General features: G+C 65.5%; 23 protein-coding genes and 1 pseudogene. 7 read left to right on the forward strand and 17 right to left on the reverse strand.

Annotation, left to right across the window (positions count from 1 at the left end):
- Positions 1 to 20: 20 nt before the first annotated feature.
- The 11 genes from ABH915_RS01375 to arsB all read right to left on the reverse strand — a co-directional run bounded on the left by ABH915_RS01375 (position 21) and on the right by arsB (position 7,091).
- Positions 21 to 197: a CsbD family protein gene (locus ABH915_RS01375; protein ID WP_018775603.1), complete on the reverse strand. Its 177-nt coding sequence runs from the start codon at positions 195 to 197 to the stop codon at positions 21 to 23.
- Between the two features lie 138 nt (positions 198 to 335).
- The gene (locus ABH915_RS01380) at positions 336 to 515 is read right to left on the reverse strand and encodes a hypothetical protein (protein WP_370116959.1); all 180 of its coding nucleotides are present in this window, start codon (positions 513 to 515) and stop codon (positions 336 to 338) included.
- A 138-nt stretch (positions 516 to 653) separates the two neighbouring features.
- Positions 654 to 1,271 carry a PadR family transcriptional regulator gene (locus ABH915_RS01385; RefSeq protein WP_370116962.1) on the reverse strand — a complete coding sequence of 206 codons (618 nt, stop codon included), beginning with the start codon at positions 1,269 to 1,271 and terminating at the stop codon, positions 654 to 656.
- Positions 1,272 to 1,459: 188 nt separating this feature from the next.
- Positions 1,460 to 2,581 carry a cation diffusion facilitator family transporter gene (locus tag ABH915_RS01390; protein WP_370116965.1) on the reverse strand — a complete coding sequence of 374 codons (1,122 nt, stop codon included), beginning with the start codon at positions 2,579 to 2,581 and terminating at the stop codon, positions 1,460 to 1,462.
- A complete protein-coding gene (locus tag ABH915_RS01395; RefSeq protein WP_143264707.1) occupies positions 2,578 to 2,955 on the reverse strand; it encodes a metalloregulator ArsR/SmtB family transcription factor in 378 nt (125 codons plus the stop codon). The genes ABH915_RS01390 and ABH915_RS01395 overlap by 4 nt, the downstream gene beginning before the upstream one ends.
- A gap of 69 nt (positions 2,956 to 3,024) precedes the next feature.
- On the reverse strand, positions 3,025 to 3,246 hold the full coding sequence (locus ABH915_RS01400; protein WP_370116969.1) for a hypothetical protein: 222 nt from the start codon (positions 3,244 to 3,246) through the stop codon (positions 3,025 to 3,027).
- Entirely contained in the window at positions 3,243 to 3,569 is a 327-nt protein-coding gene (locus tag ABH915_RS01405) for a hypothetical protein (protein ID WP_370116971.1), read from the reverse strand. The genes ABH915_RS01400 and ABH915_RS01405 overlap by 4 nt, the downstream gene beginning before the upstream one ends.
- A 40-nt stretch (positions 3,570 to 3,609) precedes the next feature.
- Positions 3,610 to 4,032, reverse strand: a complete 423-nt coding sequence (locus ABH915_RS01410) for a low molecular weight phosphatase family protein (protein ID WP_370116973.1) — start codon at positions 4,030 to 4,032, stop codon at positions 3,610 to 3,612.
- Positions 4,029 to 5,456: an FAD-dependent oxidoreductase gene (locus tag ABH915_RS01415; protein WP_370116976.1), complete on the reverse strand. Its 1,428-nt coding sequence runs from the start codon at positions 5,454 to 5,456 to the stop codon at positions 4,029 to 4,031. Before ABH915_RS01415 ends, ABH915_RS01410 begins: the two co-directional genes overlap by 4 nt.
- Before the next feature lie 80 nt (positions 5,457 to 5,536).
- Complete coding sequence (locus tag ABH915_RS01420) at positions 5,537 to 5,959, reverse strand: arsenate reductase ArsC (RefSeq protein WP_370116979.1); 423 nt, start codon at positions 5,957 to 5,959, stop codon at positions 5,537 to 5,539.
- Between the two features lie 31 nt (positions 5,960 to 5,990).
- The gene (gene arsB, locus ABH915_RS01425; RefSeq protein ID WP_370116981.1) at positions 5,991 to 7,091 is read right to left on the reverse strand and encodes an ACR3 family arsenite efflux transporter; all 1,101 of its coding nucleotides are present in this window, start codon (positions 7,089 to 7,091) and stop codon (positions 5,991 to 5,993) included.
- Between the two features lie 96 nt (positions 7,092 to 7,187).
- Here arsB and ABH915_RS01430 point away from each other — a divergent pair, with 96 nt between their 5' ends.
- Complete coding sequence (locus tag ABH915_RS01430) at positions 7,188 to 7,538, forward strand: ArsR/SmtB family transcription factor (protein ID WP_370116983.1); 351 nt, start codon at positions 7,188 to 7,190, stop codon at positions 7,536 to 7,538.
- Between the two features lie 82 nt (positions 7,539 to 7,620).
- Here ABH915_RS01430 and ABH915_RS01435 read toward each other — a convergent pair whose 3' ends face one another.
- The gene (locus ABH915_RS01435; protein WP_370116987.1) at positions 7,621 to 8,259 is read right to left on the reverse strand and encodes a MerR family transcriptional regulator; all 639 of its coding nucleotides are present in this window, start codon (positions 8,257 to 8,259) and stop codon (positions 7,621 to 7,623) included.
- Between the two features lie 71 nt (positions 8,260 to 8,330).
- Between ABH915_RS01435 and ABH915_RS01440 the strand changes: the two genes are divergently transcribed.
- The gene (locus tag ABH915_RS01440) at positions 8,331 to 8,807 is read left to right on the forward strand and encodes a DUF4188 domain-containing protein (RefSeq protein ID WP_026539048.1); all 477 of its coding nucleotides are present in this window, start codon (positions 8,331 to 8,333) and stop codon (positions 8,805 to 8,807) included.
- Between the two features lie 16 nt (positions 8,808 to 8,823).
- On the opposite strand, the gene ABH915_RS01445 is transcribed toward ABH915_RS01440, so the two are convergent.
- Both ABH915_RS01445 and ABH915_RS01450 read right to left on the reverse strand, forming a co-directional pair.
- Positions 8,824 to 9,054, reverse strand: coding sequence for a zinc-ribbon domain-containing protein (locus ABH915_RS01445; protein ID WP_370116990.1), 231 nt, complete (start codon positions 9,052 to 9,054; stop codon positions 8,824 to 8,826).
- Positions 9,055 to 9,082: 28 nt separating this feature from the next.
- Complete coding sequence (locus ABH915_RS01450) at positions 9,083 to 9,796, reverse strand: TetR/AcrR family transcriptional regulator C-terminal domain-containing protein (RefSeq protein WP_026539050.1); 714 nt, start codon at positions 9,794 to 9,796, stop codon at positions 9,083 to 9,085.
- 275 nt (positions 9,797 to 10,071) lie between these two features.
- On the opposite strand from ABH915_RS01450, the gene ABH915_RS01455 reads away from it, so the two are divergent.
- The 5 genes and pseudogenes from ABH915_RS01455 (at position 10,072) to ABH915_RS01475 (ending at position 16,236) form a co-directional block, all read left to right on the forward strand.
- Positions 10,072 to 10,329 (forward strand): hypothetical protein, encoded by a 258-nt coding sequence (locus ABH915_RS01455; RefSeq protein WP_018775597.1) that lies wholly within the window; start codon positions 10,072 to 10,074, stop codon positions 10,327 to 10,329.
- Positions 10,330 to 11,072: 743 nt separating this feature from the next.
- Positions 11,073 to 12,128, forward strand: coding sequence for an iron-containing redox enzyme family protein (locus ABH915_RS01460; protein ID WP_370116994.1), 1,056 nt, complete (start codon positions 11,073 to 11,075; stop codon positions 12,126 to 12,128).
- A gap of 31 nt (positions 12,129 to 12,159) precedes the next feature.
- Positions 12,160 to 12,407, forward strand: a pseudogene (locus ABH915_RS01465) (CDGSH iron-sulfur domain-containing protein).
- Between the two features lie 461 nt (positions 12,408 to 12,868).
- Entirely contained in the window at positions 12,869 to 14,467 is a 1,599-nt protein-coding gene (locus tag ABH915_RS01470) for a glycoside hydrolase family 68 protein (RefSeq protein ID WP_370116997.1), read from the forward strand.
- 119 nt (positions 14,468 to 14,586) lie between these two features.
- Complete coding sequence (locus ABH915_RS01475; RefSeq protein WP_370117000.1) at positions 14,587 to 16,236, forward strand: glycoside hydrolase family 32 protein; 1,650 nt, start codon at positions 14,587 to 14,589, stop codon at positions 16,234 to 16,236.
- 293 nt (positions 16,237 to 16,529) lie between these two features.
- Here the strand turns inward: ABH915_RS01475 and ABH915_RS01480 are convergent, their stop codons facing one another.
- The 3 genes from ABH915_RS01480 to ABH915_RS01490 all read right to left on the reverse strand — a co-directional run bounded on the left by ABH915_RS01480 (position 16,530) and on the right by ABH915_RS01490 (position 19,462).
- The gene (locus ABH915_RS01480; protein WP_370117003.1) at positions 16,530 to 17,522 is read right to left on the reverse strand and encodes a carbohydrate kinase; all 993 of its coding nucleotides are present in this window, start codon (positions 17,520 to 17,522) and stop codon (positions 16,530 to 16,532) included.
- A 102-nt stretch (positions 17,523 to 17,624) separates the two neighbouring features.
- A complete protein-coding gene (locus ABH915_RS01485) occupies positions 17,625 to 18,419 on the reverse strand; it encodes an ATP-binding cassette domain-containing protein (protein ID WP_018775588.1) in 795 nt (264 codons plus the stop codon).
- The gene (locus ABH915_RS01490; RefSeq protein ID WP_018775587.1) at positions 18,416 to 19,462 is read right to left on the reverse strand and encodes an ABC transporter permease; all 1,047 of its coding nucleotides are present in this window, start codon (positions 19,460 to 19,462) and stop codon (positions 18,416 to 18,418) included. Before ABH915_RS01490 ends, ABH915_RS01485 begins: the two co-directional genes overlap by 4 nt.
- Positions 19,463 to 19,529: the final 67 nt, after the last annotated feature.

The raw sequence follows: 19,529 nt of genomic DNA on the forward strand, positions 1-19,529 counted from the left end.
CGTCCTCCGGCGGCCTGTTGTCAGTGTTTCTTGAAGGCGTCCTTGACCTTTTCACCGGCCTGCTTCAGGTCTGCTTTGACCTGATGGCTTTTGCCCTCGGCCCTCATCTTGTCGTCGCCGGTGGCTTTGCCGGCGGCCTCTTTGCCTTTGCCGTGGAGTTTCTCGGCGGCATTGTGGATCTTGTCACCCAGGCCCATGATGAACCTCCTTGTTGATGTCGCCCCCGCGACGTGGATGCCATGGAGGCCACACTTAATTGTAGGGACAGAACCGTGGAAAGCGGGGGCCATTTGGGGCGGTCCGGGCCATCCCCGGCTCCGGGACAACAATCGAAATCAGGCGATCAAGGCGTGCAGATTCACTCCGAAGATGGCCACGAGGGGCCAGAGCACAATTGCCGCCAGGCCCTCCAGAATGTTGCCGGGAATGTTCCAGGCCACAAGGTAGCCGTGGGTCGCGGCGACCACGACGCCGATGGCCAGATAAATGGTCCCGATCAGACCTATTCCGCGCACTCCAGGTTGGCGCCTGCCTATTCCGCGCATAATCGCTCTTTTCCCGCTATGGGGTGTGGCTCTAACTATAGTGTTGCCGGAGTTTTTCGGGGAGGGACCATTGGGAGGGATAGCTGCGTGCCAGCCGAAGCGGCGGTGTTAGTCGGCAAGGATGCGGTAGAGCGCGCGGCGGGTGTCATCGATTACCGTCATTGCGGCATTGCGCTGTTCCTCGGTTGCCGAGAAGCGGAATTGGTGGATGACTCCCATGAGTTTTCCGACGCTTTGGTGAAACGCCGGTCCTGATCCCTCAGGGTCGGTGTTCCAAGCGTTCCCCAGCTCCTCGGCGTGATCGGCCACGTAGGCCTTGCCCGCATCGGTGAGGGTGAACTCGGTGCGCCGGCCATCACCTACGGGCGCAATGAGCTCTTCATCAACGAGCTGCTGGAGCGTCGGGTAGACGGACCCCGGGCTCGGCCGCCAGGCTCCCGACGTCTTTTCCGCAATGGTCTTGATCAGCCCGTAGCCGTTGGACGGTGATTCGGCCAAGAGGGAGAGAATCGCCGAACGAACATCGCCCCTGCTGGCCCGCCGCGACCCGCCGGGGCCGAAACCCGGTCCGAAACCCGGTCCGAAACCCGGACCGAAGCCGGGCCCAAACCCGCGCCCCGGGCCGAAACCGCCGTGTCCGTGGGGTCCGCGGCGGCTCCTGCCGCGCCCGAAGCGTGCCTGGGCGGGACCGCCGTCCGTGAATTTCTCGTCATGCATACCTTTCATAGCGGCATCGACCTTCCAAATCAGGTGAATCCTTTGATGGGTCGCCGATCATTCAGCGATAATTAACGATATATCGGTGAATATCATCGGTCAAGGGTCGATCCACCTCGGTGTCCGTTGACTCAGGGACACTGCCGGCCGCCGGCGGGCACGTCCCGGAGACAGCAGGGCCTCCGGGAGGGCCGCCGCTATCCGTGGCCCGGGGGAGGCGGTGGCCCGGCCGTCGCGGCCTGGCCGAACGTGGGGACCGTTGTCACGGAACCCACGTTCGGAAGTGCGTGGCGCGTGGCATGGTCGATTTCGTCGTGGATTGTGGCAAGTTCCCCCACGTCGGTGATCGTGGTCAGGGGGATGGAGACCTCGACGTGAAGCCGGTGGCCGGACCAGCGCAGCCGGGATGTTGCGCCCGCGGGGGCGTGGGCGATGACAACTGCGGCCAGGCGTTCCGTAAGGTTCGGGTCGACGCCGTCCATGAGCCTGCGCCCGATGTCTCGGATGGTTCCCCAGAGGAGCACGGCGATGGCTGCGGAGATGAGCAGGCCCACGATCGGATCTGCAAGCGGAAATCCGAGCCAGATGCCGATGACGCCGGCGACGACGGCCAGCGACGTGAAGCCGTCGGTGCGGGCGTGAATGCCATCGGCCACGAGCGCGGCGGAACCGATCCGCCGTCCCACGCGGATCCTGTAGATCGCGACAAGTTCGTTGCCGGCAAAGCCCACGAGCCCGGCGGCGAGCACCCAGCCCAGGTTCTGGACGGGCTGGGGTTCAAAGAAGCGCCGGATGGATTCGACGGCGGCCACCACGGCGGAGAGCGCGATCATCGCCACGATGAACAGTCCGGCGAGGTCCTCGGCGCGGCCGAAGCCGTAGGTGTACGTCCGGGTCGCGCGGCGGCGTCCGAGCAGAAAGGCGATCCACAGCGGTACGGCGGTCAGGGCATCGGAAAAATTGTGGACCGTGTCCGCCAGTAGCGCCACGGAGCCGCTGATGAGGACGATGACCAGCTGGAACAGCGACGTGGCCCCCAGTCCGAGCAGGGAGACCTTGACGGCGCGAATGCCCTGGGAACTTGTCTCCAGGACGGAGTCGATCGAGTCGGCCGCGTCATGGGAGTGGGGCACGAAGAGCTCCTGCAGCCACCCCTTGAACCCGGTCGCGTGGACATGGCCGTGGGTGCCGTGGTCGTGGTGATGGCTGTCGTCGTGGACATGGCCGTGCGGGCCGTGGTCGTGATGATGGCCCTCGTCGTGAGCATGGCCGTGCGGGTACGGGTGGACATCGTGGCCGGGGTGCATTGGCGGGTTCATGCGCCGGCCTCCCTGGCGGGGCTGTGCGGGGCGCTGCTGTGATGCGGGGCCGTGCCGAGCGTGTGTTCGGCCTGGTGGATGGCGTCGGCCACGAGCTGCCAGGCGTGCCCGTCCTGCAGACGGTAGTAGACCTTGGTGCCTTCCTGGCGGGTGGCGACCATGCGCGCCAGCCGCATCTTGGCCAAATGCTGGGAGACCGCAGCCGCCGATTTCCCGGCCTTTTCGGCCAGTACGTTGACGGGCAGTTCACCGTGGCGCAGGGCCAGGATGAGCCTGACCCGGGTGGCGTCCGCCAGCATGGCAAACACCTCCACGGCCAGCTCGACGTACTGGCTGTCCGCGGTGAGCGTGCAAGCCTTGTTATCTGCATTCATACGCAGATACTTACATATAACCCGGCCCCATTCAAGACGGCCGAATCAACGGGATTCCGTTAGTGGCCATCAGGGCGATTCCGGTGCGTCCGGATTCCGAAGGCTCAGCTGCTTGGCGTGGAAGTCGAAATGAAGCGTGGGGTAGGCGTAGACATCGTTGAGTGTCATCGAAGACATGAAGAAAGGGTCCCACCTGTCGGGAAACGGCATTGACCTGGCGAGGGACTGCGGGTTCTCGTGTTCGAGCCGGCGGGAGAGCGCGGCGATGGTTTTATCCAGTTTCCGGCTCATCCTGCGCCTGTTGTAGACGCGGGCGGCGCGGCCCGGGAACCCCAGTAGTTCACCACATCGAAAGGGCCGGTGCCCGCGTTGAGGACAGCAGCGAATGCCCGGCCGGCCGGGCGGGGGAGCCGGCTGACGACGTGGACCAGCGGAAGCAGGGCGCGCACCACCATGTAGCCGAAGACCATGTGGAAGAGCAGCTCCTCGTTGGTCCAGCGGGTGCCCGTACTTCTGCGGCCGAGGTCCTGGGGCGCCGCGTCCTGCAGCAGGGCGTCGAGGTGGCGGCGGGCGCGGCTGTACCCGGCGAGGATCTCGTCTCTCGTTGGCTCCATGAGGTGCGCTGGGCGGTTCAGGTCCGCAGTCCGGGCGCGGTCATTTTCCGGTCAGTTCCGCATACAGCTTCCGGACACGGGCCTGGATGTCGTCGCGGACCAGGCCCATGCGTTCCATGCCTTCGATGCCGCGTTCGGAGGGCTCGTCCGTGTCCCAGAACTCGATCCTCGTGCCGTCGCGGGGTTCGAGCTTTGCTTCGTTGCCCAGCACGATGACGACGTCGGCCGTGTCCAGCGCTTCGGCGGTGACGGGTTTGGGGTGTTCGCCGCTGATGTCGATGCCGAGCTCTGCCAGGGAGTCTACGGACTGGGGGTTCAGCGCGTCGGCGGGCCTGGTCCCGGCGGAGTGCACCGTGACGGTCCCGTTGGCGAGCTGGTTCATGAGCCCGGCGGCGAGCTGGGATTTTCCGCCGTTCCGGCTGCAGACGAACAGGACGCTGGGCGTTTTCGTGGTCTCGGTCATGCGTTCGATTCTTCCCTATTGGGCTCGGAGGTGTTGAGCCGGGATGCCGTCAGTTTGTCTTCGCCGGAGCGGCCGTGGGACAGGCCGGTGGGGAACCCGATGAGCACCGATTCGGGAGCCGCGCAGCACGAGGACCCGGACGAGGCGGCCGCGGCCGGAATCTCGCAGCTGGTGCCTGCGTCGGAGGAGCAGACGCCGGTTTCGGGGAGTTCGAGCTGGACGGTGTCCGCGGCCTCACGGTCACCGGCCAGGGCTGCGACAACGGAGCGGACCTGTTCGTAGCCGGTGGCGAGCAGGAAGGTCGGCGCCCGGCCGTAGGACTTCATGCCGACGATGTAGAAGTCCTTGTCCGGGTGCGCCAGCAGCGCTGCGCCGTGCGGGGGGACGGTGCCGCACGAGTGGAATTCCGGGTCGATCAGCGGGCCGAGCCGCACGGGCGCTTCGACGGCCGGGTCCAGGTTCAGCCGGAGTTCGCGGAGGAAATTCAGGTCCGGGCGGAAGCCGGTGCACGGCACGACGACGTCGGCCTCCAGCGTCCGCCCGTCAAGCGAAGCAGCGGTGACGGCGTCGCCGGTTGGCGTGAAGGAAGCGATGCCGAAGCCGGTGTGCAGCTCGATGGTGCCGGCCTCGACCAGGCGGCGGAGCCGTGCGCCGAGTTGGCCCCGGGCAGGCAGGCCGTCGAGATCCCCGCCGCCATAGACTTTCGCAGCCGAGGCGCCGCGGATGGCCCAGAGGATCCGGGTGTCGGGTTCGTCCCTGGCGAGGTCGGCCAGGTTGATCAGGGTGTTGGCGGCGGAATGGCCCGCGCCGACCACGAGGGCGCGGCGGCCGGCGAAGGATCGCCGGTCCGGGCCGGTGACGTCGGGCAGGGGCGAGGAAATCCTGGAGGCAACGGCGGCTTCACCGACGGCGGGCAGCCCCGACGTGCCCAGCGGGTTGCGGGTGGCCCAGGTGCCGGAGGCGTCAATGACACCGGCGGCCGGGTAGTCGCGGATGTCGCCGCCTTCGTGCTCGACGCGGAGCACGAAGGGTGTGGTGTCGCGGTCGCGGGAGTGGGTCTTGTCCCCGCCCTGGCGGGTGACCGCGAGGACGCGGGCGCCGGTGTGCAGGCGCGAGGCGATCGCGGGAAGGGCTGCCAGCGGGGCGAGGTACTGGTCGATGAGTTCCCCGCCGTAGGGCAAGGCTGTGGGGCGGGGTGATTCCCAGCCGGAGGCTTCGAGCAGGCGGACGGCGGCGGCGTCGAGGTTGAACCGCCACGGGGAGAACAGCCGAATGTGGCGCCACTGCTCGATCGCGGCTCCCGCGGACGGGCCCGCTTCGAAGATCAGCGGCTCCAGTCCGCGTTCGAGCAGATGGGCCGCGGCGGCCAGGCCCACAGGACCGGCACCGATCACTGCAACGGGAAGGTTCTTCATTGAATCCATGTTTGTCCTCTTTCTCTACAGTTTTCTCTACAGTGAGTCGGTTCGGGCAGGTCCGCCCCCGGTCAGACGAGTGGTGCCTGTTAGTCCGCGGCTGGGGTCAGGGACGCGATCAGCGCCTCAATCCGGGCCTTGATCTCGTCGCGGATCGGGCGGACGGACTCGACGCCCTGGCCGGCCGGGTCCTCGAGTTCCCAGTCCTCGTAGCGCTTGCCCGGGAAGATCGGGCAGGTGTCGCCGCAGCCCATGGTGATCACGACGTCGGATTCCTTCACGGCGGCGGTGGTGAGGATCTTGGGGATCTCCGCGGACATGTCGATGCCGAGCTCGGCCATGGCCTCGACGGCGGCCGGGTTGACCTTGTCCGCCGGCGCGGAACCGGCCGAGCGGACTTCGATGCGGCCTTGGCCGAGCGTGCTGAGGAAGGCTGCGGCCATCTGGGAGCGGCCGGCGTTGTGGACGCAGACGAACAGGACGGACGGCTTCTTGGCGGGTTCGGTGCTCATGGTTAAGTTTCTCCAGCGGGTGTGTGAGTGCTTAGAGGGAGGCAGCGGCGGCGGGGTCGAAGAACCGTTGCCGTGCCCAGAGGGCGGCGTAGACGAGGGCCACGAGTGCGGGGACCTCGATGAGGGGGCCGACGACGCCGGCCAGCGCCTGCCCGGAGGTCACCCCGAAGGCGCCGATCGCCACGGCGATGGCGAGCTCGAAGTTGTTGCCGGCGGCGGTGAACGCAAGCGTGGTGGTTTTGGCGTAGCCGAGGTCCAGCCGTTTTCCGATCAGCATGCCGGCGCCGAAGACCACGAGGAAGTAGACCAGCAGGGGCAGGGCGATCCGGGCAACATCCAGGGGGCGTGAGGTGATGGTGCCGCCCTGGAGGGCAAACAGCACCGTGATGGTGAAGAGCAGGCCGTAGAGCGCCCACGGCCCCAGTTTCGGCAGGAAGGTGGTCTCGTACCAGTTCCTGCCCCTGGCACGTTCACCCAGGGTGCGGGTGAGGAATCCAGCGAGCAGCGGCAGCCCCAGGAAAACCAGGACGGACGCCGTGATGGCCCAGAAGGAGAAGTCTGCGCCGGTAGTCGGCAGGCCAAGCCATGCGGGCAGTAGCTGGAGGTAGAACCAGCCCAGGGCGCCGAACGCGACAACCTGGAACACCGAATTGATGGCCACCAGCACGGCCGCGGCCTCCCGGTCGCCGCAGGCGAGCTCGTTCCAGATCATCACCATGGCGATGCAGCGGGCCAGCCCCACGATGATCAGGCCTGTGCGGTACTCGGGAAGGTCGGCGAGGAAGATCCAGGCGAGGGCGAACATGAAGGCCGGTGCCAGCACCCAGTTGATGATCAGGGAGGCGAACATCAGTTTGCGGTCGGCGACGACGCGGTGCGCCTGGTCGTAGCGGACCAAGGCCAGCACCGGGTACATCATCACCAGCAGGCCTACGGCGATGGGCAGGGACACGTCGCCGATCTTGACGGCTTCCAGGGCAGTGTTCAGGCCGGGGACCAGGCTGCCCAGCGCCAGGCCCAGCAGCATGGCCGCCACGATCCAGGCCGGCAGGAACCGGTCCAGGACGGAAAGGCCGCCGATGACGGGGTCCCCTCCGGTGCGGTGCGGCGGCGATTGGATCTGGATGCTCACGGTGCTCCTGTGCTGCTCGGCAAGATTGATGGATGTCGATATGTGCAGTATCCCCACCTATATCGATGAATGTCAATCTATGTGCATAATGGGTTCATGAATTCTCTGCAAACTCTCGAACCCGCGGTCGATGCCACGTGCTGCGTGCCGTCGGCGGAGCCGGCACTGAGCGCCGAGGAAGCCCAGCAGAGGGCTCAGGTTTTCAAGGCCCTGGCCGACCCCAACCGGCTCCGGCTGCTCTCCATCGTCAAAGCCGGCGAGTCCGGGGAGGCGTGCGTCTGCGACCTCACCGAACCCCTGGGCCTGGGCCAGCCGACGGTTTCCCACCACCTGAAGATCCTCGTCGAGGCCGGGCTGCTGCACCGCGAAAAGCGCGGCACCTGGGCCTACTACTCGCTGGTACCCGGTGCGCTCGAACAGGCGGCCGGGCTCCTGGCGACCCTGTGACCGCGCCAGAACGGTCTGCGGTCATGATCCGCTCCATGCCGAGGACGACTGGCCGGCCGTCCAGCGGGGTTTGTGCGGAAAACTATTCCGTGCCGGGCTGCCGGGAGGTCTCGGTCCCGCCAAACCGCTGGAAGGAAGCGCTTTGCTGGGCAAGCCGGCGCATGGCCAGGAGCACCGGTTCCATCAGGAGCGTTCCGAGGACCACATGCCGCATCGCCGCCTCGGCCGAATCCGTGGGGACACTTTCGACGTCGGCCTCCGCGATGTCCTGCATTGCCGCGGCATAGCGGTCCAAGAGCGCCGCTGGCGCCTCGAATCCCGCCTCCGAGAGCCCGTGCAGGGCCTTTACCAGGGCCGCCTGGGTATCGCGATCGCAAGCCTCAGCGCCCCAGCCCCAACGGTCCAGGAGCTCTTGTGCCGAGGAGAGGTCGACGTCGTCCGGTGCGGTCCGGGAGACCGCATGGTGCGCGATTCCGAGCAGGTCGTGGCCCGACTCCGGCGGGTTTTCCAGGCCAAGCAGTACCTCGCGGGTGGCGCTGACGCTGAGCCCGGCCGTGCCAATGAGTGCCCGGATCAGCTTCAGCCGCCGTACGTGCGTGTCGTCGTAGCGAGCCTGGGTCGCGGAGGTCAGCACGCCGTCGTGAAGCAGTTTCTCCCGGAGGTAGTACTTGATGGTGGCCACAGGAACCTCTGTGGCCGCGGCCAGCTGTGAGATGCGCAAAGTTTCTCCTTGACTTAGATAGTAGCACTCCCCAATATTGGAGAGTATCAGTATCTAGTTAGGGGAAAAGCATGGCACGCATCAATGCTGGACGTTTCACGCACCGCCATTCCGGTGACTTGGTGGTCTTCCTCATCGGCATGCGCATCAACAGTCCCTGGCGACCGGATCTGTGGCTGCCAGTCTTCTTTGCGATGCCCCGAATGCTGACCGAGCTCTTGAAGGAGCCGGGTTCCGGCCTTCTAGGCTTTCGATTTGCCCTCGGAGCCGGCGGGCCGGTCATCGTGCAGTACTGGGACTCGCTGGACAAGCTGTATGCCTACGCCAGTGCGCCCGAATCCGAGCACAGGCCGGCCTGGACTGCCTTTAACCGCCAGGCCAGGAAGGCCCCCAGGGCCGTCGGCATCTGGCATGAGACATTCCAGGTGAGCCGGGCAGAGAGCATGTACGTCTCGATGCCTACCGAAGGTCTCGCGCAAGCCACGGAGCTGGTGCCTGTCGGGCCCGGAAGCCATCACGCGAAGGATCGGCTCTCTAAGCCCCGCTGATGCGGGGCCGGCTTTCCTAACGCAGGAGTGTGTTTTTCTGCCGCGGCTTGACGATCGATTTCTGACCGCAGTTGGTGCAGGTGATGTCGTAGGCCCTGGAAGTCGTGAAGACGGGGATGAAAAACACGGTGAATTTGGTGGCGCGTTCCTGCAGTTGATGCTGCCCGAATTGGTGGCAGTACTGGCACGTTGCCATCCGTTCGGGATGGCCATGCAGCACGGTCTTGAGGCCGAGGAGGACAAACATGGCGCATCCTTTCAAAGGAAGTTCCGGATCAGGGTTTGGCCGGGGCCTCCGGCAGCGGGAGGCGGGCCGCGAGCCCCGAGAGCAGGATGGTGATTCCCTCATCCAGCTCGGCCATCCCGTCGTAGTCGGCGAGAACCGGGGCGAGGGCGCGGAGGCGGGGGAATTCCTTCGGCGGCAGGCGGTGCAGGCCCAGGCGGAGAAGGGCCTCATTTTCCTCGGGGTCGACGACGAATTCCTGCAGTTCGTTGAGGATGTGCCCGTAGAGGTATCCGTAGTAGGCGCGGTAGACGTGCAGGGCGTCAACGGGGGCGAATCCGGCGTCTATCAGCAGGGACAGGATCTGCTCCAGCGGACGCAATGTTCCCAGCGGCCGCAGTCCCAGGGGCGTTGACAGAGGGCGGGTCACGAGGAGGGGCACGACGTTGGGGTGCCGGAGGGCCAGGAGCCGCAGGTCGTGGGCAATGCGCCGGAGCTGCGACTGCCAGTCGGGATCATCGGGAATGATGGCCAGTTCATTCAGCACGAGTTCTGAGACGCCGTCCAGCAGGGCCGCGCGGTTGGCGGCGTAGCGGTACAGGCTCATGGGGTCCCGCCCGAGTTCCTGCCCGAGCCTGCGCATGGTGAGGGCGTCGAGTCCTTCGGCGTCCACCAGTGTCAGTGCCGTCGACAGGACAATCTCCCGGCTGAGGCGAGCCTTCTTGCCGGGAGCCGCAGGGGGCGCCGGATGCTCTTCGGGCGACATTGGTTATCCGTTCGGGTCGATACAGAGTGGTGGCATTTGCGGGATGAAAGGCCGGTTGCTTAATGTGTAGTCTACGCCTACAGTCTACATCGTAGAGAAGTTGCATTGACTGGGTTCCGCAGGATGTGGACCCCCAGCCCAGTAACGCTTTATCCCCGGTTCTGCTGTGACGCAGCAGTGCGGGAACTTGCTTCATCGCCCCGTGCATGGCCTTGACGCTCAGCTGCTGTAGCCACACGGCGGCACACAATGCACCGCGAAGAAACGAGCCACTCATGGCAACTTCCCAGTACGACCAATTCCTGCAGGAAGCCACCACCCGGGACCCTGCATCCGACCACGCCCTGGGCAGGGACTGCCTATACGGGCTCTACACCAGCTGGTGTTTCCTGAGCCAGACCACGCCCCGCTCCGAAGATGCCTTCTGGGCGGCCATGAAAGAGAAGCAGGTCCATCCCAAGCGCAACGGCCTTCGCATGAAAGGACCGGCCGCGGCGGACTACATCCTGGCCAGCTACCCGGGCCTGGTCTGACCCGGATGACCATCACGTCAAGCACGTACTTGCCCCGGGACGCCCACCAGCCCCGGGGGCGCCGGCCTTGGTGTGCGACCTGTGAGACCGACCGGCACCTCCTCCTGGACTCTGTCGCCACCATGAATCCTCAGCAGGAAACCCTCGCGGCCGCCATCAGCTGCACCAACTGCGGCAGCTCGCACGTGGTGGCTACGACTGCGGCGTTTCTCGCAACCATCCGGGCGCGGACCGGGAACAGCGGCGGCGCCGTGCACCGGGAGGACGCCTACCGCCACTGCCAGGAGCCGATGTCCGCAGTGGACCCCGAGCGGCGAAGTCCGCACCGGGCGGTTTCCACTCACGCCGGGAGTCCGGATTTTCTGGGCGAATATCTCCGGACGCGTGTTCTCCGGTGCCGGTGCGGGTTCCAGATGGAAATACCCCGCCCGTGACAGGCAGCACCCTCCAGGGTCTGTATCCAACAAAGTATTAGGGGCACACCGTTTCCAACCACAGCACTGCCACCACCGGACCCTCCGCGGCCCACAACCACCGACCCGGGCTTATGGACATGGATCTGTCCCCGCAGGGACTCGCGGACGCCCCGGCGAACGAAGTCGACCCGGACAGCCTCGTCTACACCGGCAACAGCTAAGGGGCTGCATCCTGGGCCCCTCCGGCCGGTCCCCGGGCCGGGCCCGCATCGACGCACTTTTCACCGACCGCAGCCAGTATCGCTGGGGCCCACGTAGGAGAAAAACATGAAGATCCCTGACGCGCGCGGACCCATCAGCGTTGGCCTATTCCGGCTTCTGGCAGACGGGACCGGAGATGTTTCCGCAGCCCAGGGCACGCTGCACCGTCTCATAGAAGGGCAGCTGGCACTCACCGATGACGTCATCGACGACGGCGATGTGCAATTGACCCTGTTCTGCCTGTACGAGCTGCATTACGGCGGCTTGGATGGGGTGGACAACCGCTGGGAATGGAACCCCGGGCTGATCACACTCCGGCAGCTGCTGGAGGAACCGTTCGAACTCGCGCTGCGGTCGGCGGCCCGCTCGTCCGCCGGATCAGTCCAGCCTGCTCCTGCCGCCGGCTTGGACAGCGATGCGGTGGCGGACATTCTCTTCGGGCTCGCGGGCCAGGACGGTGGACCGGGCATGTCCCGCCATATGGCGAAGAAAGCAACCCTCGGGCAGCTCCGTGAATTCCTGGTCCACAAATCGATCTATCAGCTCAAGGAAGCCGATCCGCACACCTGGGCGATCCCGAGGCTGACCGGGCGGGCCAAGGCTGCGCTGGTGGAGATCCAGGCTGACGAGTACGGCGGAGGCCGTCCGGACCGCATGCACAGCGCACTGTTCGCCCGGACCATGCGAGGGCTGGGGATGGACGATGTCTACGGCGGCTACGTGGACGCCGTCCCGGCCGTCTCTCTCGCCGCGGTCAACATGATGTCCCTTTTCGGCCTGAACCGCAGGCTACGGGGAGCCATCGCAGGGCATCTGGCGATTTATGAGATGACGTCCTCCCGGCCGAACCAGCTCTACGGCAACGGTTTCCGGCGTCTCGGGTTCGGGGCCGATGTGACCGCGTACTTCGACGAGCACGTCGAAGCGGACGCCGTCCACGAACAGATCGCGGGCCGGGATCTCGCCGGAGGGCTCGTGGAGGCAGAGCCGGGCCTTCTTCCGGACGTCCTGTTCGGCGCGACGGCGGCGCTTGCCATCGACGCCCGGCTCGCCGCGCACATCATGGGGGCATGGGAAACCGGCACGTCCTCGCTGCAGCCGCCTGTCCCCGCCGGGGTCTGACCCGGGCACGAACCCCAGGCAGGGAGCACGAATGAACCAGAATCAACAGGAATCCTCCAGCGACGGCGCCATTGTTATTTGTCCCGACGGACCGATCCTGGTCCGCGGCGAATTTGAGATCGTCACCCCATCCGGGGGAGCAGTGCCGCGGACGCGCAAAACAGTCGCCCTGTGCCGCTGCGGCGCGTCCGCGATCAAACCCTACTGCGACGGCACCCACAAATGATCGGGTTCCGAACCGAATTCCCCGCCACCCCCGGGACGAAAGAAGCGACGTGAGGCACCCTGCGGGGCGTGCCCCTGAGGCACCTTCCTCAAGGCGCCGCCGTCGTCTGCCGCCGTCGGGCGCCGCCGTGACGTGCGGCCGCGGGGCAACGAACGGGTAAACAGCTGGCGACGTGAAGAAGAAAGCATATTTTTTAGGAAATATTTGACTCGATCTTAGAGTCGTGGCACGCGCGCGGAGACTTTGTGCAAGCGCTTACATCGACCGGGGTGTGAGCCGTTTTGGTGCTTGAAATGTGGTTTTGATTCCTCGCCGGCACTGTCTACGGTGATGAACGTCCAGGAGGTCAGCACCCTCCCGGGCCACAGGCGGGGCCCTACCGAGGTCCCGTCCCCTCGACACGATGGCGTCCTCGATGACGCCTGCGGTGTCATTCGGGGCTGCCGGAGTTTCGGGGAATGAGGGCATACGCCCGTCTTCCACGAATGGTCTCAACTCCGCGAGAAGAGCAAAAATGCACGAGCACCCCAATACACACCGGAAGCTGCGGTGGCGTTCTGTCGCCGCGGCACTGGCGGCGGCCCTGGCGGCCTCCGTCTTCCTTGCCGTTCCGTCAGCCCAGGCAAACACGCCCTCGGATCCGCCGAGCGGCGGGCAGATGCCGGCGCCGACACCCGGCTTCCCCCTGCCCACGAAGCACACGCAGCAGGCGTTTGATCCGGCAGCGGCCTTCACCTCCAAGTGGACGCGTGCCGACGCCAAACAGATCATGGCCCAAAGCAGCACAAGCGTGACCCCGGGCCAGAACTCCATGAGCCCGAATGTCACCATGCCGGAAATCCCCCAGGACTTCCCGGCCATGAACAACGACGTGTGGGTTTGGGACACCTGGTCCCTGACCGACGAGAACGCAAACCAGATCAGCTACAAGGGCTGGGACGTCATCTTTTCACTCGTTGCCGACCGCCACGCCGGCTACGGCTTTGACCAGCGGCACTGGAACGCCCGGATCGGCTATTTCTTCCGCAAGACCAACGCCGACCCGGCCAAGGACAAGTGGAACTACGGCGGACACCTGTTCCTGGACGACACCTCCGTCGGAAACACCGAATGGTCCGGTTCCACCCGCCTCATGCAGGGCAACCACGTCAACGTCTTCTACACGGCAACGACGTTCTACGACGTCGCTGAGCGCAACGCTGGCGGCGGCGGCATCGCCCCGGATGCCGTGATCGCCAAGGCGCTGGGCAACATCCACGCCGACCAGAACGGCGTGAGCTTCGACGGCTTCGAGCACACCAAGCTCCTGGAGCCGGACGGCGTCATGTACCAGAACAAGGCCCAGAACCCGGGCTTCGCCTTCCGGGACCCGTACACGTTCGCAGACCCGGCGCACCCGGGTAAGACCTTCATGGTCTTCGAAGGCAACACCGGTGGCCAGCGGGGCGACTACAAGTGCACGGACCAGGACCTGGGCTACCAGCCCGGCGATCCCCACGCCGAAGCCACGAGCACCGTGAACTCCACCACCGGTGCATGGTTCCAGACCGCCAACGTGGGCCTGGCCGTGGCGGACAACAAGGACCTGACCAAGTGGCACTTCCTGCCGCCGATCCTGTCCGCCAACTGCGTCAACGACCAGACTGAGCGTCCGCAGATTTTCATCCAGAGCGAGGGCGGCAAGAACAAGTACTACCTGTTCACCATCAGCCACCAGTTCACCTACGCGGATGGAATGCGCGGCCCCGACGGCGTATACGGCTTTGTGGGCGACGGCGTCCGTTCCGACTACCAGCCCATGAACAACAGCGGCCTGACGCTGGCATCCCCCACGGACCTGAACATGCCTGCCAATGCGCCCGAAGGGCCGGATCCCCGCCAGAACGGCCGCCAGTTCCAGGCTTACTCGCACTACGTGCAGCCGGGCGGGCTGGTGCAGTCCTTTATCGACAACGTGGACGGTGTCCGCGGCGGTTCCCTCTCGCCCACCGTGAAGATCAACTTCCGCAACGGAGTGTCGGCAGTGGATCGCACCTTCGGCCAGAACGGCCTGGGCCCGTTCGGGTACCTGCCCACGAACCTCAACGTCGGCGGTGCCGGCCTCTACAAGTAGTAGTGCAGTAGGGCAGTCCTGAGGCGGAAGCGCCCGGATCTCCGGGCGCTTCCGTCTCCCGCACCTGCAGGCCCCAGCTGAGGCGGGATGGCTTTCACCAGAACCAGGAATGTTGAATCATGAAAAACCTCGTACGCCCCCCGGCGCTGAAACAGGGAAGGCCGAGCCGCCGGACGATCTGGATCGTGGCGGCCGCCGCGGCCGCGGCCGTTCTGGCCGCGGTGGCGCTGGTCCCTTCGCCGGGATCCCGTCCGGACTCCCCGAGCCAGGCGGAGCAGACGCAGTCAGCTTTCGACCGGCCCGAGGGGGCATCCGGGTTCCGGCCGAGCTATCACATCACGCCCCGGACGAACTGGATGAATGATCCGCAGCGTCCCATCCTGCTCGACGGCGTATGGCACTACTACTACCTCTACAACGCCGGGTACCCGAAGGAAAACGGTACCGAGTGGTACCACCTGACCAGCACAGACCTGGTGCACTGGAAGGACGAGGGGGTGGCGATCGCCAAGTACAAAAACGGGCTGGGCGACATCGAAACCGGAAGTGCCGTGGTGGACCACGACAATTCCGCCGGCTTTGGCAAGGGAGCCGTCATCGCGATCATGACGCAACAGGACCAGGGAATCCAGCGGCAATCGCTGTTCTATTCCACCGACAACGGATACTCCTTCACCGCGTATGCGCAGAACCCGGTCATGGAAAACCCCGGCGAACCGGACTGGCGGGATCCTAAGATCATCCGCGATGACGCCCACGGCCAATGGGTGATGGCCCTGGCCGAAGGCGACAAGATCGGCATGTATACCTCGCCGGACCTGAAGAACTGGCACTACGCCTCGGGCATCGAACGCAACGGCCTGGGCGTCCTCGAGTGCCCGGACCTCTTCCAGCTGGATCTCGACGGTGATCCATCCAAACGGACCTGGGTCCTGGCCGCCAGCGCCAACGGGAGCCAAGAGGGCTTCACCACGGGCGTTGCCTACTGGACTGGCGAATGGGACGGAACCCGATTCACCCCGTCCGATGGGCCGCACCAGTGGCTCGACGCCGGCTCCGACTTCTACGCCGCCGTGACCTGGGATGATCCCAGGCTCACCGAAAGCCAGCGGATGTCCTCCCGGCACGCCATCGGGTGGATGAACAACTGGGCGTACGCCCGGCAGTTGCCCACTCAGGACTGGCACGGCGGCGCCGATTCCATTGTGCGCGACATACGGCTGGAAACTATCGCCGGAAGACCAACGCTGGTGTCGAGCCCCACCCCGGCCATGAAGTCCATTGAAGGCCCGGCGGCAACCACCGGGGAACGTCGGTTGACACCGGAGGGCGCCGGACAACTGCCGGTCCCGGAAGGCGGGGCGTACCGGCTCGATGTGACTCTCGAGCGGACAGCGCAGGACGACGGTTCCGTTGCCAGGATCGAACTCGAAAGCGGCGGGGGCACGTTCGCTACCGTCGGATACGACTTCGCCACCGAGTCGGCATTCATTTCCCGGGAAGCCGATGCTGCCGCCACCGGCAAGGCCGGGCTCAGCCCGGACTATCGGGCATCGCGACGCGCAGCCAGCCCCGCGCGGAACGGGACGGTGGACCTGTCGATTTTCGTCGACTATTGCTCGGTGGAGGTTTTCATCAACGGCGGGGAAAAGACCCTGACGTCACTCGTTTTCCCCACCGCGGGGACGCCGGGCATCAAAGCCGTCACCGCAGGCGGCACGCTGACCGTGAAGTCCTTCAGCTACCGGCGGCTGGCCGGCACGCAGTGAACAGCACTTAGGCAGCTCGTCCTTCCAGGCTTTGGCGACGACGGACGGGACTTTGCCTCCGTCGTCGTCGGACGCCGTCATGTCCGCGAACGTACCTGCAGCATTTTTCCACGCCTCGCAAACTGCCAGGCCCGTCCAAAGAGCACCTTATGACCCGCCACGCACCCCTCTGTCTCGAAAAACCGGACGTGATCGTCGTCGGTGAATCGCTCATGGAGATCGTGGTGCAGACCGAGGGCTCCATCCGGTTCATTTCCCGGCCGGGGAGCAAGGTGTGTGGCGGTGGGGGACCGTCATACGGGCCGCGTTAGGACTGGGCATGTGCTTCGGGAGCCGGTGTACTGGGCCAAGGGATGGGCTTCGACGGCGATGTCGAGTTCTTCCAGGGTCGGAGGGTTCGCTCCCGGGCGCTGAACGGTAATGGCGGCGGCTGCAGCTGCGGTGTGTCCAAGCTGCTCCAGGACAGCCGGGGCGAAGCCTTCGGATCCTCGGGTGAGAAAGCCCAGGATCAGGGCGGACATGTAAGAGTCCCCGGCGCCGATGGTGTCGGCAACCTTGGACTTCACGGCAGGAATGCTGATGTTAGCGGCGGAGGTGGTGAATTGTGAGCCGTCGGCGCCCTTGGTGATGACAGTAAGTCCGGTACCCAAACCGAGGATGTGGGCCGCGATTTCGTCCAGGCTTTTTTGGGGGTACAGCCATTGGGCGTCTTCGTCGCTGAGTTTGACGACGTCGGTTAAGGGCACGAGCTCTTCGAAGGTGGCTTTCGCTTCTGCATGGCTGCCGAGCAGGGCCGGCCTGATGTTGGGATCGTAGGTGATCATGCAGTCTCTGTGGGCCTGTTCGAGCATTGATCTCACCGCACCGGCACCGGGTTTGAGGAAAGTGGCGATGGAACCGGTGTGCAGTATTTTGGGGACGAAGGCGGGGACTGCTGGGGCAAGGTCCCAGGTGATGTCGAAGTCGTACCTGGCGGAGCCGTCCGGTTCAAGGGTTGCTGTTGCCGATGCCGTCCGGGTGAGGGATCTTGATCCGGGCAGAAGTACGACTCCGGCGCTGCGGAGATGAATTTCGATAGAGTCTCCCCGCGCGTCCGGGCCAATGGCCGTGAGCAGACCTGTTGTTACGCCGAGGCGGCCGAGTCCGTAGGCGACGTTGGCCGGTGAGCCGCCGGGGTGTTCCACAGTGCCATGCGACATTGTGACCACGTCGATCAGCGCTTCGCCTACGACCATGACGTCGGGGGATTGGTGAGCGCCGGGCCGGGCTGTTTTGAGGTAATCCATGGTGTGTCTCTCGTGGGAAGCTGATAGCGGAGCTGGTTCAGAGCCGCGTCAGTCCGCGGCCCGGCAACCGGATCCGCGGACTGACATAGGCGCAGAAGTTGTTCAGGCCGTGGCTGCGCCGGTCATGATCGCGACGGCGTCGGTCATGGTGTGTGACTGGGGGGTGATGGTGGCCGCGCACTTGCCCAGGCGTTGGATGTGGATCCTGTCCGCCACGTCAAAGACGTGGGGCATGTTGTGGCTGATCAGGATGACGGGCAGGCCGCGGTCCCGGAGGTCCCGGACCAGCTGCAGGACCTGGTTGGATTCCCGGACGCCGAGTGCCGCCGTCGGCTCATCCAGCACTACTACCTTTGAACCGAACGCCGCGGCGCGGGCCACGGCGACAGCCTGGCGCTGGCCGCCGGACAGGTTCTCCACCGGCACCGTGACGTCCTGAAGGGTGGAGATTCCCAGCCGGGTCAACTCCTGCCTGGCCTTCGTGCGCATGCCTTTGGTGTCAAGCATCCGGAACACGCTGCCGAGGAGTCCCGCACGCCTTTCCTCCCGGCCCAGGAACAGGTTGGAAGCGACGTCCAGAGCCGGCGAGACAGCAAGGTTCTGGTACACCGTTTCGATGCCGTGGGCACGGGCGTCCTGGGGGCGTTTGAAGTGGACGGGCTGCCCGGACACCATCAGCTCGCCCGTATCCGGAATCTCAGCACCGGTGAGGCACTTGATCAGCGTGGACTTGCCTGCACCGTTGTCGCCGATGATCGCCAAGACTTCACCCGGGTACAGGTCCAGGCTGACGCCGTCCAGACCTACGACGCGGCCGAAGGTCTTGACGAGGTTCCGGGCCTGCAGGATGGGCTGGCGTACTTGGGTTCCGGCCGGCTCCAGGTGGGTGGAGGTCATGATTTCACCTTTCGGATCCACTGGTCGATGGACACAGCGAGGATGATGAGGACGCCCACGGCGAGGGTCTGGTAGAGCACATCAAGGCCTGCGAGGGAGAGTCCGTTGCGGAAGACGCCGACGATCAGGGCGCCCAGGAGGGTTCCCCAGACCGACCCGCGACCGCCAAAGAGACTGGTTCCGCCGATGACCACGGCGGTGATGGAGTCCAGATTCAGGTCGACGCCGGCGTTGGGGCTGGCTGCGTTGGTGCGGCCGATCTGGATCCAGGCGCCGACGGCCAGGACAGCGCCGGCGGCGAGGTAGACGCTCATGAGGACTTTGCTGACGGCGATGCCGGCCAGGCGGGCGGCTTCCTTGTCATCGCCCACGGCGTAGACGTGCCGGCCCCAGGCGGTTTTGCCGAGGATGAACGCGATGGCGATGTAGAGCAGGAGCATCACGACGACGCCGGTGGAGATCCTGACCGGGCCCACCGGGAATGTGGTTCCGGTCCAAGTCAGCAGGGGCGGCATGGCCGAGCCGCGCACTGTCGCGCCGTTGGAATAGAGCAGCGTCAGGGCGATGAAGATATTCAGCGTGCCCAGGGTGACGATGAACGGCGGGAGCCGGAACCGGGTAACCAGGAATCCGTTGAGTGCTCCGGCGGCGAGTCCGACGACCAGGCCCGCGAGCAGCGCGATTGGCGCAGGCACTCCGTTATTGACAGCGAGTTGGGCCATGACCATGGACGAAAGGATCATGACGGCCCCGACGGAAAGGTCGATGCCTGCGGTGAGAATGATGAGGGTCTGGGCGATGGCCAGGGTGCCGACGACGGAGACCTGCTGGGTAATCAGGGAGAGGTTTTCAACCCGCAGGAACCTGTCATTGAGGAGGCCGAACACGACCACCGAGATGAGAAGAACGAGGGCGGGGCTGACGGCTGGGTAGCGGTGGAGGATATTGCGTATCCGGCTGAGCGGTGTCTGGCGGTCGAGGAATTCCTCCGCCAGGTCGGCATGCCCGGCGCTGGGCGGGCCGGCGGTCTGTTGCTGGGTCACGATTGGTCCTGATCTTCCGTGATGGTTGCTAGAGCGGAGCTAGCTCGGTAGATGCAGTGCGGGGAGG

Origin of the sequence: Arthrobacter sp. MW3 TE3886, from assembly GCF_041262145.1 — a bacterium.
In the GTDB taxonomy this organism is placed as follows: Bacteria; Actinomycetota; Actinomycetes; order Actinomycetales; family Micrococcaceae; genus Arthrobacter.